Genomic DNA, 15461 nt, shown 5'->3' with positions numbered 1-15461 from the left:
TCAGAAGTTCCCGCGCTGAGCCTGCTCGCGCTCGATGGCCTCGAACAGGGCCTTGAAGTTGCCGACGCCGAACCCGAGCGAACCGTGCCGCTCGATGAGCTCGAAGAACACCGTCGGACGGTCGCCGAGCGGCTTGGTGAAGATCTGCAGCAGGTAGCCGTCGGAGTCCCGGTCGACCAGGATGCCGCGGGACTGCAGCTCCTCGATCGGCACCCGCACCTCGCCGATGCGGGCGCGCAGCGCCGGGTCCTCGTAGTACGAGTCCGGGGTGGCCAGGAACTGGATCCCCTCGGCGCGCAGCACGTCCACGGTGCGGAGGATGTCGTCGGTGGCCAGTGCGAGGTGCTGGGCGCCGGGGCCGCCGTAGAAGTCGAGGTACTCGTCGATCTGGCTGCGCTTGCGACCCGGCGCGGGCTCGTTGAGCGGGAACTTCACCCGGTGGTTGCCGGAGGCGACGACCTTGCTCATCAACGCGGAGTACTCCGTCGCGATGTCCTCGCCCACGAACTCGGCCATGTTCGTGAAGCCCATGATCCGGTTGTAGAAGTCCACCCACTCGTTCATGCGGCCGAGCTCGACGTTGCCGACGACGTGGTCCAGCGCCTGGAAGAGCCGCGTCGGCTTCCCCTCCGGCTTCACACGGCTCGACGACCGTGCGACGTAGCCGGGCAGGTACGGCCCGGTGTAGCGGGAGCGGTCGACGAGGGTGTGGCGGGTGTCGCCGTAGACGGCGATGGCGGCGGTGCGCACGGTGCCGTGCTCGTCGGAGAGGTCCTGCGGCTCGACGAGGACCTTCGCGCCCTGGGCGCGGGCGTGGGCGATGCAGCGGTCGACGTCCGGGACCTCGAGAGCGATGTCGACGATGCCGTCGCCGTGGCGGCGGTGGTGGTCCAGCAGCGTGCTGGCCGGGTCGACGCCGCCCTGGAACACGAACCGCACCGCGCCGGAGCGCAGCACGTACGCCTGGTGGTCGCGGTTGCCGGTCTCGGGGCCGGAGTAGGCCACCAGCTCCATGCCGAACACGGCCTGGAAGAACAGCGCGGTCTGGGTCGCGTTGCCGACCGACCACACCACCGCGTCCCAGCCGGTCACGGGGAAGGGGTCACCGTCCGGGTCGTACTCCACGAGCCCGACGAGCCGGCGCAGCTGGTCGAGGTCGAGATCGGCGAGTCGCTCCTGGCTGGTGAGGGTCTGGTCGATGCTCACGGCGGCCTCCTCGTGCACTCCGGTCCGCCGGACTGCGCGAGTAGTGCACCTCATCGGCCCGGTGTCGGCAACGGACGTCGATTCTGCTGGTGCTGCTGTACAGCTACGTCGGTCCGGACCCGCTTCTGCTGTACATTCTGCCCACATGAGCCTGGAGCTGGACGCGCTGGACGTCGACCTGCTCGCCGCGCTGCCCGAACACACCCGCGTCGGGGTGTTGGAGCTGTCCCGCACCGTGCAGGTCGCGCGGGGCACGGTGCAGGCCCGGCTGGACAGGCTGGAGCGGGCGGGCGTGATCGCCGGGTACGGCCCGGACGTCGACCTGCGGGCCGCCGGGCACGACGTCCAGGCCTTCGTCACCCTGGAGATCGCCCAGGGCGCGCTGGAGGACGTGACGGCCGAGCTCACCGCCGAACCCGCCGTCCTGGAGGCCTACGCGACGACCGGCTCGGCGGACGTGCTGTGCCGGTTGGCGGCGTCCTCCCACGAGGAACTGCAACAGACCCTGCTGCGGCTCAACCGCTTCCCCACGGTCGGGCGGACGACCAGCGTCGTGGTGCTCTCGGTCGTCGTGCCGCCGCGGACGCTGCCGCTGCTGCAGAGCGCCCCGCGCGAGGCGCCGCACCGCGCTCCCGCCTACCGCCGGTCCTGACCCGGCGACACCCCCGCAGCAGCGCGCCGAAGCGCCCGGTACAGCAGTCCGGGGTCGCCGAGGCGGCGGCGGAGCTGTCGTTCGAGGCCGCCGATGGGATAGAGGTTCTGGGGAGCGCGGGAGTCCTTGTACGCCGTGGAGGCGAAGCGCGGCAGGGTGGTCTGGCTGAGCGACGCGAGCAGGACCGCGCCCTCGGCGGGCAGGGCGGCGCTGCACTCGATGCGCACGATCCCCGCCCACGGGGTGCCCGGGGGACAGGGCAGCCTCAGGTACCAGCTGTAGCGCTTCCAGGAGCCGTCGATGCGGAGGACGGGGGTGCGCTCCCCCGCCGACAACCTCCCGACCACCTTCCGGAGCGGGTCCTCCAGGTACTCGGTGCGGTGGCTCTTGATGAAGCCGATCGCGCGGGGCAGGTTCTCGCGCCCGTGCAGCGGTCCGTCCACGACGAGCAGGTCGTCCGACACGCAGCCGAGCAGCCGGGACCTCCCGGCCGCCCAGAGCTCGGCGTCCGCGAGGTCGACCTGCAGGGCCAGGGAGAGGGCCTGCATCGGCGGGATGTCCCGACGGGCCGCGGCGACGTGGGCCCGGTAGGTGCCCGCGGACGTCGCGATGTCCGCGGCCTCCGGGGCGGTGGTGAAGACCCCGTGCCGCACACCGTGTTCGAGCCCCTCGACCAGGTGGGCGCCATGCGGCTCGCAGCAGCACACGACCCCGGCGGCGTAGGAGGCGCAGAGGCCGGGCGCGGCACCGCCCTCGCCGTCGTCCACCCAGATCTGGGCGTCCACCCGCCGCACGCCGTCGACGAACAGCACCGCCTCCGGCGCGACGACGGCGGGATCGGCCGGGATCGGACGCCACGCGCCGACCGGGAGCTCGACGCCCGCGTCGACCTCCGCGCTGGACTCCCCCCGCTCGCCGTCGTCGCTCGTGCCGTAGCTCGGGTCCCACGGGTCCACGCTGAACCTCACGGGCCCTCCCGGACGATCGTCGAGGTGCGCTGGTCGCGGGCCACCGAGAACCGCACGGGGATCCGCTCGGCGAGCGCCGGGACGTGGGTGATCACCCCGACCATCCGGTCCCCGCGCGTGGCCAGGTTCTCCAGGGTGCCTGCGACGGTCTCGAGGCTCGACTCGTCCAACGTCCCGAAGCCCTCGTCCAGGAGGATCGACTCCAGCCGGGGCGCCCCCTCCGCGGCCAGCCCCGCGAGCTGCGAGGACAGCGCGAGTGCCAGGGCGAGGCTCGCCTGGAAGGTCTCGCCGCCGGACAACGTCTTGACCGGACGCCGCGCGTCCGCGTCGGCGTGGTCCACCACCAGGAAGTCCCCGTCGGCATGGGTCAGCTCGAACTGGCCGCCGGAGAGCTCCCGCAGGCTCTCGGACGCGTCGGCGACCAGGACGTCCAGGGCGGACGCGACGAGCCAACGCGGGAAGTGGTTGGAGCGCAACCGGTCCCCGAGGAGCTTGGCCACCTGGTGGGCGGTCGCGGCCTCGCCCCGCTCCGCGGCCAGCCCGCTCGCCTCCGCCCGCCGCTCGACGATGCGCTCCCGCGCTCCGCGGGCCTGCTGCAGCGCCGCGGCGACGCGCGTCGTCGGCTCACCGGATCCCGCGGCCGGGAGCCCCGCCGCCGCGAGCTCGGCGGCGACCTGCGCGTCCAGGGCGGCCCCCGCTCGGCGGCCCGCGCCATTGCGGCGGTCGCCTCGGCACCCCGCGTGGCCCGGTCCGCGGCGGCCTCGACCGCCCAGCCGGTGAGGGCCGCCCAGGCGGCGGCCAGGTTGTCGCCGACGAGCGGGGAGCCCCGAGCCCGACGAGCGGGTCTCGGACCCGGCGCACCTCGTCCCACGCCCGGACGAGCTCCGCCTCGATCCCTCCGGCCGCGGCCTCCTCCTCCCGCAGCGCGTCGCGGGCGCGCCGTGCCGCCAGGTCGGCGGCATGGGCCGCGGCGGCCAGCTCGCCGGCGCGGGCGATCCCCGCTTCGGCCTCCGCGTCGTCCGGCAGGCCCGCCAGCGCAGCGTCGAGGGCCGCCCGCCGCCGGTCCGCCGCGTCGATCTCGGCGACGACCTGCTGCTCGGCCCGGAGCGCGGCCGACTCGGCCGCCCGCGCCGCCGCCCATCCGGCCCGCGCGGTCTCGAGCTCCCCGCGCGCGGCGGTCTCGTCGGACTCGGCCCGTGCCAGGCTCTCGCGTACGGTAGCGGCCCGCCCCTCGCGCGCCGCCATCTCCGCCGCGGCCCATCCGACCAGTGCGCGCCAGCCTGCTGCGACGTCCTCCCCCGGGTCCGGCGCGCCCAGCCCGACGAGCGGGTCTCGGCTGCGGCGCAGCTCCGTCTCGGCCCCGGACAGCGCGGCGCGCAGCTCGTCGACCCGAGCAGCGGCCCCGTCACGCTTCCGCCGGGCGGTCCGCGCCGCGTCCGCTGCGGTCTCGGCGGCCCGGGCCCGGTCGTCCAGCTCGGCGAGCAGCCGCGCGGCATCGGCCTCGGAGGGCCGCCCGTCCAGCGCGGACTCCAGCCCGACGACGGCCGCGCGGGCTCGGTCGGCGGCCCGTCGGGCCGTGACCTGGGCAGCCTCGGCCGCGCCGCTGTTCTGGACCGCGGCCCGGGAGGCCGCCTCGGCCTCGGCGACCGCCTTCCGGAGGGCGTCGAGATCCGCACCGTCGAGGGGCGGCGGCAGCGTGGCGACGGCCTGTGCACAGACCGGGCACTCGTCGCCGGCCCGCAGCGTCGGGCGGAGCACCGCGGCGAGATCGATCCGTTCGGCGCGCACGAGCCGCGCCCGGTGCTCGTGGAGCCGGTGCCCCGCCTCCTCGGCCCCGACCGATGCGGCGTCGGCGGCCTTGCGGGCCGCCTCCCACTCCCCCGCGGCCCGGTCGGCCTCGGCCCGGGCGGACACCAGCGCCCGGTGGTCGCGGCGGAGTCCCTCCAGATCGGCGCGCTCCGCAGCGGTCGCGACGCGGGCTCAGGCCGCGGCCTCCTCCGCCTCCGCGCGCTCGGTCGTGGCCCGCAGCCCGCCGAATGCGGCGGTCGCCTCCGCGAGCTCCCCAGCGAGGTCGTCCAGCCCCGCGGGCACCACGGGCCTGCGCAGGGCGGCGAGCTCGACCGCCAGCCGATCGGCCGCCTCACGTGCCGCGGCGAGCGCGGCCGCGGCGGCGTCCGCCCGCAGCCTGGTCCGCTCCCCCGCCTCCTCGGCGGCGCGGGTGTCCGCCGCGGCGGCGCGATGAGCACGCTCCGCCGCCTGCCTGCGCGCGATGAGCGCCGGTCGGGCCGCGATGAGTCCACGATGCTCGGCGTGGTCGCGCCGGACCTGCTGGAGGCGGGCGGCGTCCGGGCCCGCCGCGACCAGCTCCGCGGCGCGGATGCGCAGTCGCTCGGCCTCGTCGGCGCGGGCGCGCACCTCGGCGACCGCCGCCGCGGCTCGGAGGCGACGGCTTTCGAGCGACCCGGTCCCGTCCGGTGTGGACACCGCGGCCAGCAGCCCGTACTCGGTGGTCAGCTGGTGGGCCAGACCCTGCGCGGCGACGCGGTCCGCGGCGGTGGCGGCGATCTCCGGCAGCAGCGCGTCGATGCGGGAGCCGAGTGCCTGGATCGCCTCGACCCGGGCCGTGGCCCGCCCTTCGGCCTCCTCGGTGGCGTCGGCGTAGCGGCCCAGCTGCTCCGTGAGGAGCTCGGCACGGCTGCGCTGGGTGGCCGCCTCGGCGTTGGCCCTGCGCATGATCTGCTCGTAGATCCCCATCCCGAGGATCCGCTCGAGCTTCTGCTGGCGCTCGTTCGTCGGTGCGTGCAGGAAGTCCGCGAAGTCCCCCTGCGGCAGCACGACACAGGTGCAGAAGTCCGCGAACGGAAGGCCCAGCAGTCGCTCGACCTCGGCGGTGACCTCCCGGCCCGACGCCAGTGGCGTCGTCTCCTCGTCTCCGACGATCTCCTCGAGCCGGGCCTCCTTGACCGTGACCCTCCCGGTCGAGGCCGCACGCCGGAGCTCGCGCGCGGCGACGTAGCGGCGCCCCCCGACCTCGAACACCAGGCTGACGGTGCCTCGGCTCGCCGTGGGGGCCAACGCCAGCGACACGGCACGCTGGTCGTCCCAGCGCGGGACCGAACCGTAGAGCGCGAAGGTCAGGGCGTCGATCACCGTGGACTTGCCGGAGTGGGTGCCGACCAGGGTGATCCCGGAGGCGTCGGCGAGGGGGCGGCAGGCGTCCAGCGTGGCGGCGTGGTCGTGGTTGCCCGCGATCGCGACGACCCGGATGCCGCTCTGCGCCAACCCCAGCAGGGTGCGCACCACGAGCTTCTGCGCGGCGGCCGTGGGAGCGGCGGAGTCGTAGAGGTCGCCCGCCACGAGGACCGCGTCGACCTCCTGCTCCCGCGCGATCCGGACGATCTCCTGCAGCACCTGCTCCTGCTCGTCGATCCGGTGGTGCCCCTTGAGGGTATTCCCGACGTGCCAGTTCGCGGTGTGGAGGAACCGCATCAGAAGGGGGCCTCGTCGTCGACGGCGGGCAGGCGCGCGAACGGGTCGCCGTTGGTGGCGGGCCCGGTCGTCGAGAGCAGAGGGTCGCCCGCCGACTCCGACTCCCGGGTCGCCCACGCCGGGAAGGGGAACTCGACGGCCAGCGGCGCCGGGATCTCGGGCTGCGACACGAACATCGCGCCCGGCTTGGCCAGCACCGCCCTCGCCCGTTGCGAGGGCGGGAGGAAGCCGTACTCGGGCCGCCCGGCCTCGGCCGGGTCCAGCCGCCCGACGACCTTGATCGACGAGTTCGACACGATCCGCCGCTCGACCTCGCTCGCGGTCTGCTGGGCGCCGATCAGGATGATCCCCAGCGAACGCCCGCGCTCGGCGATGTCCAGCAGGACCTCCTTGATGGGGCTGGAGCCCTCGCGCGGGGCGTACTTGTTCAGCTCGTCGAGCATCGTGAACAGCAGGCCCCTGGTGCCCGCCGTCTCCTTGCGCGCGGTCTCGGCCGCCAGCACCACACCGACGACGAACCGCTGCGCCCGCTCGGGCAGGTTGTGCAGGTCGACCACCGTGACCTGGTGGTTCGCGGTGGTGACCTCGCGACCCGGCCGAAGCGCCAGGTCACCGCGGACGAGGGTGCGCATCGGCTTGAGGCTCGACCGGAGCCTGCGGAGGAAGGCGTTGACCGTGCCGGTCCCGGTGACCGGCCCGGCCCAGTCGCGGCGGAGATCCTCGTCGGTGAGCTGGTCGGACACGTACTCGACGAGCTGCTCGTAGGTGCGCAGGGTCCGCCCGCCCAGCGAGACCGCGCCCTCGCCGACCTCGACGGCCTGCCGCTTGAGCTGCGCGGCGACCTGGTGGATGACCATCGTGTACTGGTTGTGCTCGTCCTCGGCGTCCGCGAAGACGTAGGGCAGGCTCCGCGGGCAGCCCGCCGCCAAGGCCGTCCGGCTGTGTGCGGATCGCGGCGTCCCGCACCACGTCGGCACCGTCTTCTCCACCGATCGCCACCACTCCGGGAAGCGCCGGGACCCGGCCTGGGACCTGCTCGTGGAACACGGCACCCTCGGGGTGGAGATGGAGGCCGCCGGGCTGTACGCGGTCGCCGCCGAGCACGGTGCGAGGGCCCTGTGCCTCACCACCGTGACCGACGGAGTCGCGGGCGAGACTGACCTCGACTCCCGGCAGCGCGAGGAGGAGCTCCTGCGGATGGCCGAGGTCGCCCTCGACGTCCTCGCCGGCTGCTGAGACGTCGCCCGGGCAGGATCCACGCCCCCGAGCGGACAGCGCCCAGGCCGTAGTTCCAGCCGTCGGATCCGCGAGATGCGGCCCGATCCGTCAGGACCTCCGGACGCCCCGTGGTCTTGACCGACGACGGCCTGATGGCGCCCCACCGGGTCTCCAGCTGTGCGAGGTCCTGGACCACCGCCCAGACCTCGATCCCCCAGCCGCGCGAGTCCGCGGCCCAGTTGTCGGCGGCACGGGAGTGATGTCGGCGATCTCGTCGACGAACAGCCCGAGCGGCGGGTCGAGGTGCCCCGCCGGCCGGGCGGCGGCGACCTGCTTGGCGGTGGCGAACACGGCCTCGGTGAAGGCGGTCAGAAGCGGCACGGGCCGCTGGTCGGAGTCGCCGGCGACGGGATCCCACCGCAGGGTCGAGGCCACCCCGCCGAGCCCGGTCGGGTTGAACACGTGGACCGGACCGGCGAGGGCGCGGTCGGCGGAGGTGAGATCGGCGAGTTCGGTCTTGGTGCTGGTGGCGTACTCGCGGCGGGTCCGTCGACGCGGGTGTCGAGGGTGTGGGTTCGCAGCCGCCACCGCACCACGTCGGACACCGAGTCGGCATCCCCGACGCCGCGACCGACCCGGGCCCGCCCGCGTCACACGGCTTGGAAGCGGCCCGGTTCCCGCTCGGTCACGGCGCCGAGCCGGACCAGCCGCTCCAGGTGCTGCTCCGCGGTCCGCGCCTCCACGGTCTCGACGTGCGGCGCCTCGACGTGCGGCCGGTAGACGAACCGGTGCGCGACGACGTCGGCGAGGGTGCGCGGCCGAGCCAGGAACGACGTGAGCGCCTCGTCGCGACGTCCGATCACCTCGCGGTAGGCGGCCAGCCGCTCGCGGAACTCCCCCACACCCTCCACCACGCCCTTCTGATGGAAGGTGCCGAACCAGCGCGCGTCGACGGTCCCGCAGAGCTCGATCGACCGCTCGAAGCCCTCCAGGCTGCTGACCCGGTCGCCGTAGTAGGGCCCGAAACCCGTCAGGTCGATGTCGGCGATGTAGAGGAACCCGTCCGGCTCGATCAGCAGTCCACTGTGGCCCCCGGTGTGTCCGGGCAGGTGTACCACCGTGGCGGAGCAGTCGCCGAGGTCGAAGCGGTGCCCGTCCGGCACTCCGACGGCGTCGGGTCGGGCGGCGAGCCGGAACTCCGCGGTCAGCGACGCGGCCGTGGTCTGCGTGACCGCTTCGGGCAGCCCGTACCCCGCGACCAGCACGTCGAGGTCCTGCACCGCGGGAAGGTCGGCCGTGTGCACGTGCAGCGGGCCTGCGAAGGCGCCCGCCCCGGCGAGATGGTCCTCGTGGGCGTGGCTGACGAACACGGCGTCCGCACTCGGCGCCTGTTCGACGAGCGCCAACGAGGGATCGACCAGCAGCGTGCCCGCGCTCCCCCGCAGCAGCAGCGAGTTGCCGTACGGGTAGCCGCCGCCGTTCGCCGCGCGCAGCAGTGTGATCCGCCCGTACTCCACGGGCGTCCATCCGGTCGTCGTCATCGACGCCTCCTGTCGGTCGACGACAGTCTCCTGCATCACGAACGATCGTTCAGTGAGTCAGGCCACACCGAGCTGGGTCTCACCGCAAGGTCGCCTGCGCCCCGGCCCAGCTCCATTCGCTCGACGGATCGCGGTGACCACGGCCATCTCCCGGGCGAGGCAGCCCGACGGCCCGCGCGGCCTACCCGGGCGCGGTCGGGACAGCGGACGGGACAGCGGTGAGCAGCCGCTCGCAGGTGGAGACGAGCACCGCCGCCGCCGCTCGCTCGTCCCGGCCCGCGACCGGGTGCGCCGCCCTACGCTGCCACCACACCAGCCGCGCGCCCGCCGCCAGGCGGATCTCCTCGGGACCGGCGTCGGGGGGCAGCCCGAGACGCTCCCGGGGCCCGGCCCCGCCCGCGCCGAGCAGCTGCTCGGCGTCGGCGCGGTGGTCGGCGGTGAGGGCGGGCGATCCGGCGCGGATCCGGTCGAGCAGGTCCAGCTCGGCCAGCTCGTGGGCCTCGGACCGGAGGCGCTCGACGTGGTAGCGCAGGCGCTCGTCGCCGCCCGCGGGGAGCCCGGCGACGACCGCCTCCAGGGCCTCGACGGCCGAACGGGCCCGCCGCGCGTCGAGCGTGCCGAGCAGCTCCCTCCGCAGCGTCTCCCGCAGCAGCGGCACCCCGCTGCGCCGGTCCAGCTCCGCGGCGATCTCCTCCGGGACGGCACCGTCCGCCGCGAGCTCGGCCGTGACCTGCGCGATCCGTTCGGTGTCCGGGCCGATACCGCCCCGCGCGCCGCGCGCCATCACCGCGGACACCGGGACCACCGTGTGACAGTGCCCGCGGACCGCGGGATCGGCGGCGCGTCGCGCGGCCTCCTGCCACGGGTCCGCGTCCAGCAGGTCCGCGCGGGCCAGCACGCCGAGCGCAGGTGGCCACGCCGGGCCCTCGCCGGAGGGCGGTCCGTCGGTCAGCAGCAGGAGGCGGGCGTCGGCGGGCCGGTCGGCCGCGGGTCGCTCGAGGATCTCCACGGTGTCGGGCAGGCCGGCGGCGAGCGCGGCGACCAGGGTGGACACCCCGGACCCCGCAGGGCCGTCGACGGCGACGCGCAGCGGCCGGTCGAGCAGGGCCGTGACCTCCCGCAGCGCCGCCCCCGACGGCGACGCGCGGACCACCTCCTCCACGACCGCCCGCACCCGGGCGACCAGCGGCCCGTCGCGCTCCGTCGGCGGCCTCGGCGCAGGCACCTCCGCCGGGGAGGGTCCGGGGGCGGGTGCCGCGGCGCTCCCGGGCTGCTCCGGGGGCACCAGCGGAACCGCCCCCGCGGCCACGACCGGCCCGGACCCGGCCGCCGGCGCCGGGGCGATCGGTGGGGTCGCCGGGGGCACCGGCACCGTGCCCTCGACCGTGGTCCCCTCCCCCGGCGCGGACCGCAGGTCGACGCGTCCGCCCGCCGCCGCGATCCGGGCCGCCAGGTTGCGCAGCCCGCGCCCCGCCGTCGCCGCCGTCGGCCCGACACCCGCGGGCTCGGGCATGACGAACCCCGGCCCGTGGTCCTGCACCGCGAAGTGGAGCCGCCCGTCGGCCTCCCCGAAGCGCACCACGACGTCCGCGCCGGGGGCGTGCTTGTGCGCGTTGTTGACCGACTCCAGGCAGCAGAAGTAGACCGCCGCCTCGATCTCGAGCGGGAACCGCCTGCCCGGCGCGAGCGTCGACTCCACGGGCACTCGGGGCGGACCCTCCAGCTCGGCCTGCAGTGCCGCCACGAGCCCGCGTTCGGCCAGGGCGATCGAGCGCACCCCGCCTGCGGTCTCGGCCAGCACCGCCTCGGCCGCGTCGAGCTGCCCGGCGAGCACCCCGAGCCGCTCCCGGGCCTGCTCGACCCGGCCGTTCTCCACCTCGTGCTCCACCAGCCCGAGGACCAGCCGGAGCGCCACGAGATGGTGCTGCGCGCCGTCGTGCAGGTCGCGTTCGATGCGCCTGCGTTCGTGGTCCATCTCCGAGACCGCCTCGCGCCGCGACACCGCGATCTCCGCTGCGTGCGCCAGCGCGGCCCGGAGCTGGCGCTCCAGCTCGACCCCGAGCCTGGCCGCCGCGACGACGACGCCGAGGCTGTCGGCGATGTCCTCCAGCAGGTGGCCCCGGTCGGCGTGCAGGCCCGCGACGGCGGCCCGGTCCACCTCGAGGGTGCCGAAGCGCTGCCCGCCGCTGAGCACCGGCACCGCGACCAGCTCCCCGCCGTCCGCGCCCGCCCCCGGGCCGGTCGGGCCGCTGCCCCACGCGTACACGCGGTCCCGCAGCCCCGGCCGCACGACGGTCAGCCTGCACAGCGAGGCCCCCAGGGCCCGGCCGACGGCCTCGGCGACCGACGCGAGGTCGGGCGCGCCGGACCCCGCGGCCCGGGCGAGGGCGGCGACCTCGGCGAGCGCGCTGTACGGGGTGGGCCTGCGCCCGTAGAGCAGGCGGTCGGTGAGCCCCTCCACCACCCGGTGCACCGGCAGGAAGGCGAGGGCGGCGGGGACCGCCGCGCCGAGCGTGGCCGCCGCCGCGGAGAACCCGGCCGACCACGCGAACGCCTCCAGCACCACCGCCCCGCCGCCGACCACGGCGACGGTGAGGACCGCGGCCAGCAGCCTGCTGAACACCCGCTCGGCCGCCCACAGCCGCTGCGCTCCCGCGGCCACCAGCACCGCGACCGCGATCGCCGCCGAGCCCAGCCGCGACGCCCAGAAGAGCAGGGCGACCGGCAACTGCGTCCCCCCGTGCGCCGTGGGGTCCACCAGGGTCAGGCCCGGCACGCCGAGCGACCACAGCACGGCGGTCACCGTGCCGAGGACCAGGGTCGCGGCGAACGAGGCCACGAGCAGGCTGAACACCATCCTCGCCCGAGTGCGGTCCGCCGCCGTCGCCTCCGTCCGGATCCGGGCGGGCAGTACTCCGAGCCCGACGAGCGGCACCAGCAGCCCGAAGAACAGCACGCAGCTGGTGGTGTGCTGCAGCAGCGCCGTGCCGAAGGCGACGACGCCGACGAGGGCGAGGACGAGCACCGCGAGGAGCACCCGGCCCGCTCCGCCCGCGCGGATCCATCGGCTGTCGGCGGTCGGGAACACCAGCAGCGCGAGGATGTAGGCGGAGCACGCGAGGCCGTGCAGCACGATCTGGTGGATCGGGCCCGCGGAGATCCCCGTGGCGCTCGCCACCGCCGTCGCCGCCGCGTGCGCCTGGAGGTTGAAGGCGCCCGAGGCGCCGACCATGGCCAGCGCCATCAGCCGGATCGACCAGCCGCGACCGCCCCGCACGAGCAGCAGGACCGCGATCGCCAGCGCGACGAGGCTCAGCAGGTAGTCGACGAGGAGCTGGTCGGGCGGCTCGCTCGCCGGCGCGGCCGCCGCGACCGCCCGTGCCCACGCTCCGGTGCCCCCGGCGGCCGCGGGCACGTACCGGGCCACCGCGACCCAGGCACCCACCCCCAGCCACGCGAGCGCGACGACCGTGCAGCCCGCCAGGACCAGCCGGTAGGCGACGCCGAGCAGGCGCGCCCCTCCGCGGGCGGCCACAGCACCGTCCGCGGAGGGGCGCACCGCTCCCGCGGTCACCGGCCCGTCTCCCGCGCGACCTCGACTGCCGGTTCCAGCCGTTCGGGGAGGCTCGCGGCCAGCACGAGCGCGCCGTCGGTGTCGGTCAGCTCCAGCAGGCCGCCGAGTGCCGCCAGCCGCTCCACCTCACCCGCCAGCGCCCGGCGCAGCTCCGCCGCGGTGATCCGGGGTTCGGGGTCGACCACCCGGACACCGAGCCGCCCGTCCTCCCGGCTCAGCTCGACGAGGAGGTCCGGACCCGGGTCCGCGGCCAGCCGCGTCACCGCGGCCGCCGCCACGTAGTAGACGCCGGACTCGACCTCCCACGGGAGCCGCGAGCCGGGCGACCCGCCGAGCCGCACCCCGCGGTCCAGGTCCGCCGCGACCTCCTCCAGCGCCCCGGCGGGCCCCTGGTCGCGCAGCACCGCCGGGTAGACGCCGCGGGCGATCGCACGGAAGCGGTCCAGCAACGCGTCGAGCTGGGCGCGGGCCCCCTCCAGCGCCTCTGCTGCGTGCACGCGGTCCGGGGTCGGCCCGGACAGGTCGTGCCGCGCGCCGTCGAGCACCAGCCGCACCGCGGCGAGCCGCTCCGTGGTGGCGTGCGAGAGCTCGCCGACGAGCCTGCGCCGCTCGACGTCGCGGGCACCCGCCAGGCGCTCCCGCGACCGCTCGAGCTCCGCTGCGAGCTCGCCTGCGCGCCGCACCCGCTCGCTCAGCTCGGTGTTCATCGCGACGCCCCGCAGCAACAGGCCCGCCCCGCCCGCGACGTCCCGCATGAGCTGCTGGTCGCCGGGGGTGACCGGGCCGGGCTTGGTGATCGTCAGTAGCGCGCGCAGCGTGGTGCCCTCCACGACCGGGACGGCGTGGGCGGTGCCGGGGTCGCCGAGGAGCACCGCCAGGTTCGGGACGTCCGCGGGTGGGCCCGCGGGACCGGTGGGGTGCTCCGCGGCGAGCACCAGGCGGTCGGGCACGGCGAGCCAGATCCGGGCCCGTTCGGCGCGGGTGCCCTCGGCGAGCACCTCGGCGAGCCCCGGCAGGGCCGACTCGGGGGTACCGCTGCGCAGCCGCGCGGTGGCCTCCGCGAGGGTCGAGTAGGGCGTGCCGCCACGGTGGTGGGTCAGCCGCTCGACGAACCGGTCCACGGCGGGCAGCCCGGGCACGGCGACCACCGCGCACATCACCGCCGCCACGAACGGCAGCAGCACGCCGATCGGTCCCAGGCCCATGCTCAGCACCGTCGACGGCACCGTCACGAGGAGCGCGAAGACCAGCAGGGCGGCCGCGCCCGCCACGACGCCGCGCAGCCCCAGTGCGGCCCACCGGCTCACGGCCCACCCGCCGGGCATCGCGGGACTCCGCGGGCCGGCCGCTCAGTCGTCCCCACGCTGGGACCGCAGGTAGGTCAGCACCGCGAGCACCCGCCGGTGGCTCTCGGCCGCGTCGGTGTGCAGGTTGAGTTTCGTGAAGATCGACGCGATGTGCTTCTCCACCGCCTTCGGCGTGACGAACAGCTGCCCGGCGATGCCGCCGTTGGAGCGGCCCTCGGCCATCAGCCGCAGCACGTCGATCTCACGCTCCGACAGGGTCGCGACCTCGTCCCTCCGCGCCCCGCGCGGGCGTTCGACCAGCCGCTTCGCCAGCACCGGTTCGATCACGATCTCGCCCTCCGCGATCCGGGCGAGCGTGTCGGTGAGCACCTCGACGCTGCCGACCTTCTCCTTGAGCCGGTAACCGATCGCGTCCGTCCCGATGTCGAGGATCCGCATGAGGTAGTGCGACTCGGCGTAGTGCGAGAGGAAGAGCAGGCCCATCTCGGGCCACTTCCCACGGATCCGCTCGGCGGTCACCAGGCCGCCGTCGGGCTCCGGGGGCATCCGGATGTCCAGCACGGCGGCGTCGGCGGGGGTGGCCGCCAGCAGGGCGAGCAGCTCGTCTCCGCCCGCCGCCACGGCGACCACCTCGTGACCCGCCGCCTGCAGCAGCAGCTGCAGGCCCTCCCGGAAGAGCGCGCCGTCCTCGGCCAGGGCTACTCGCATGGGATCCTCGCAACGATCGTTCCGCCGACGCCGGTCTCGTCCCCCGCGGCCGGGACGTCGCCGAGCACGGTGCCGCCGAGCGGCCGGGCCCGGTCCGCCAGCAGCTCCCGCACCTCGGGGACCGCCCCGCTCACCGTGGCCACCAGCTCACCCGCCTCCCCCCGCACCGTCACCTCGAGGGGTCCGGCGCCCGCGGCCAGGGCGTCGACGAGGGCGAAGTAGACGGCGCCCTCCGCCGCCGCGCCGCAGCGCCCGCCGTCGTCCCGCACCCGGAGGGGGAGGTCCCGTCGCTCCGCGAGGTCGCGCAGCGCGGGACCGAGGCCCGCCTCGTCGAGCACCGGGGGGTAGATCTGGGCCGCGACCTCCCGCAGCTCCTGCAGCACGGCGTGCAGCTCGTCCTGCAGGGCGCCGATCGCGTCCCGCAGCTCCTGGTCGGCCTCCGGCACCCGGTGGCGGAACAGGCCCAGCTGCAGGGCGAGTGCCGACGCGCGCAGCGCCGCCCCGTCGTGGAGCTGGCGTTCGAGCCTGCGCCTGACCTGCCACTGTTCGCGCTCACGGCGGCGGCGGGCCTCCGGAGCGGCGGGGAGCGTCGGGTCGTCCGACGGAGCCGGCTCCAGCCTCATGGCCGAAGGGTCCTCCCCTCGGCGGGGTGCCGGAAGGGGGTGCACCCGACGAGCAGGTAGGGCTGGCACCCTTGTGCAGCCCGGTGCGGCCGGCGGTGCGCGGGGAATGCCGCCCGGGTCGACGAGTATCAGCTGCACGGACCGTTCGCTCGTACACTCGCAACAGCGCGCTCGA

13 protein-coding genes are annotated in these 15461 nt (G+C 75.8%); 2 read left to right on the top strand and 11 right to left on the bottom strand.

From position 1 onward, the window contains the following. A complete protein-coding gene (gene hppD, locus ABD993_RS19395) occupies positions 1–1206 on the bottom strand; it encodes a 4-hydroxyphenylpyruvate dioxygenase (RefSeq protein WP_425569055.1) in 1206 nt (401 codons plus the stop codon). A gap of 145 nt (positions 1207–1351) precedes the next feature. On the opposite strand from hppD, the gene ABD993_RS19390 reads away from it, so the two are divergent. After that, on the top strand, positions 1352–1858 hold the full coding sequence (locus tag ABD993_RS19390; protein WP_345420165.1) for an Lrp/AsnC family transcriptional regulator: 507 nt from the start codon (positions 1352–1354) through the stop codon (positions 1856–1858). On the opposite strand, the gene ABD993_RS19385 is transcribed toward ABD993_RS19390, so the two are convergent. The 5 genes from ABD993_RS19385 to ABD993_RS19365 form a co-directional block, all read right to left on the bottom strand. After that, entirely contained in the window at positions 1843–2826 is a 984-nt protein-coding gene (locus ABD993_RS19385; RefSeq protein WP_345420162.1) for a hypothetical protein, read from the bottom strand. The genes ABD993_RS19390 and ABD993_RS19385 overlap by 16 nt on opposite strands. After that, positions 2823–3326, bottom strand: coding sequence for an SbcC/MukB-like Walker B domain-containing protein (locus ABD993_RS19380; protein ID WP_345420160.1), 504 nt, complete (start codon positions 3324–3326; stop codon positions 2823–2825). Before ABD993_RS19380 ends, ABD993_RS19385 begins: the two co-directional genes overlap by 4 nt. A gap of 124 nt (positions 3327–3450) precedes the next feature. Next, a complete protein-coding gene (locus tag ABD993_RS19375) occupies positions 3451–4740 on the bottom strand; it encodes a hypothetical protein (RefSeq protein WP_345420157.1) in 1290 nt (429 codons plus the stop codon). 66 nt (positions 4741–4806) lie between these two features. Further along, complete coding sequence (locus ABD993_RS19370) at positions 4807–6315, bottom strand: metallophosphoesterase family protein (protein ID WP_345420155.1); 1509 nt, start codon at positions 6313–6315, stop codon at positions 4807–4809. Then, positions 6315–7304, bottom strand: a complete 990-nt coding sequence (locus ABD993_RS19365) for an ATP-binding protein (protein ID WP_345420152.1) — start codon at positions 7302–7304, stop codon at positions 6315–6317. Before ABD993_RS19365 ends, ABD993_RS19370 begins: the two co-directional genes overlap by 1 nt. Between ABD993_RS19365 and ABD993_RS19360 the strand changes: the two genes are divergently transcribed. Next, a complete protein-coding gene (locus ABD993_RS19360; RefSeq protein WP_345420479.1) occupies positions 7255–7551 on the top strand; it encodes a phosphorylase family protein in 297 nt (98 codons plus the stop codon). The two genes, ABD993_RS19365 and ABD993_RS19360, sit on opposite strands and share 50 nt — an antisense overlap. A 632-nt stretch (positions 7552–8183) precedes the next feature. On the opposite strand, the gene ABD993_RS19355 is transcribed toward ABD993_RS19360, so the two are convergent. The 5 genes from ABD993_RS19355 to ABD993_RS19335 all read right to left on the bottom strand — a co-directional run bounded on the left by ABD993_RS19355 (position 8184) and on the right by ABD993_RS19335 (position 15286). Beyond that, positions 8184–9074 (bottom strand): MBL fold metallo-hydrolase, encoded by an 891-nt coding sequence (locus ABD993_RS19355; protein WP_345420149.1) that lies wholly within the window; start codon positions 9072–9074, stop codon positions 8184–8186. A 181-nt stretch (positions 9075–9255) separates the two neighbouring features. After that, entirely contained in the window at positions 9256–12648 is a 3393-nt protein-coding gene (locus ABD993_RS19350; RefSeq protein ID WP_345420146.1) for an ATP-binding protein, read from the bottom strand. Continuing rightward, entirely contained in the window at positions 12645–13973 is a 1329-nt protein-coding gene (locus ABD993_RS19345) for a hypothetical protein (RefSeq protein WP_345420143.1), read from the bottom strand. The genes ABD993_RS19350 and ABD993_RS19345 overlap by 4 nt, the downstream gene beginning before the upstream one ends. A gap of 24 nt (positions 13974–13997) precedes the next feature. Continuing rightward, positions 13998–14663: a LuxR C-terminal-related transcriptional regulator gene (locus ABD993_RS19340; protein ID WP_345420141.1), complete on the bottom strand. Its 666-nt coding sequence runs from the start codon at positions 14661–14663 to the stop codon at positions 13998–14000. Continuing rightward, positions 14654–15286 carry a histidine kinase gene (locus tag ABD993_RS19335; protein WP_345420139.1) on the bottom strand — a complete coding sequence of 211 codons (633 nt, stop codon included), beginning with the start codon at positions 15284–15286 and terminating at the stop codon, positions 14654–14656. Before ABD993_RS19335 ends, ABD993_RS19340 begins: the two co-directional genes overlap by 10 nt. Between the last annotated feature and the right edge of the window lie 175 nt (positions 15287–15461).

This window comes from Pseudonocardia xishanensis, from assembly GCF_039541715.1.
Taxonomy (GTDB): domain Bacteria; phylum Actinomycetota; class Actinomycetes; order Mycobacteriales; family Pseudonocardiaceae; genus Pseudonocardia; species Pseudonocardia xishanensis.
Note: the sequence above shows the minus strand (reverse complement) of the source record. Positions and strands in the feature narration are given on the sequence as shown.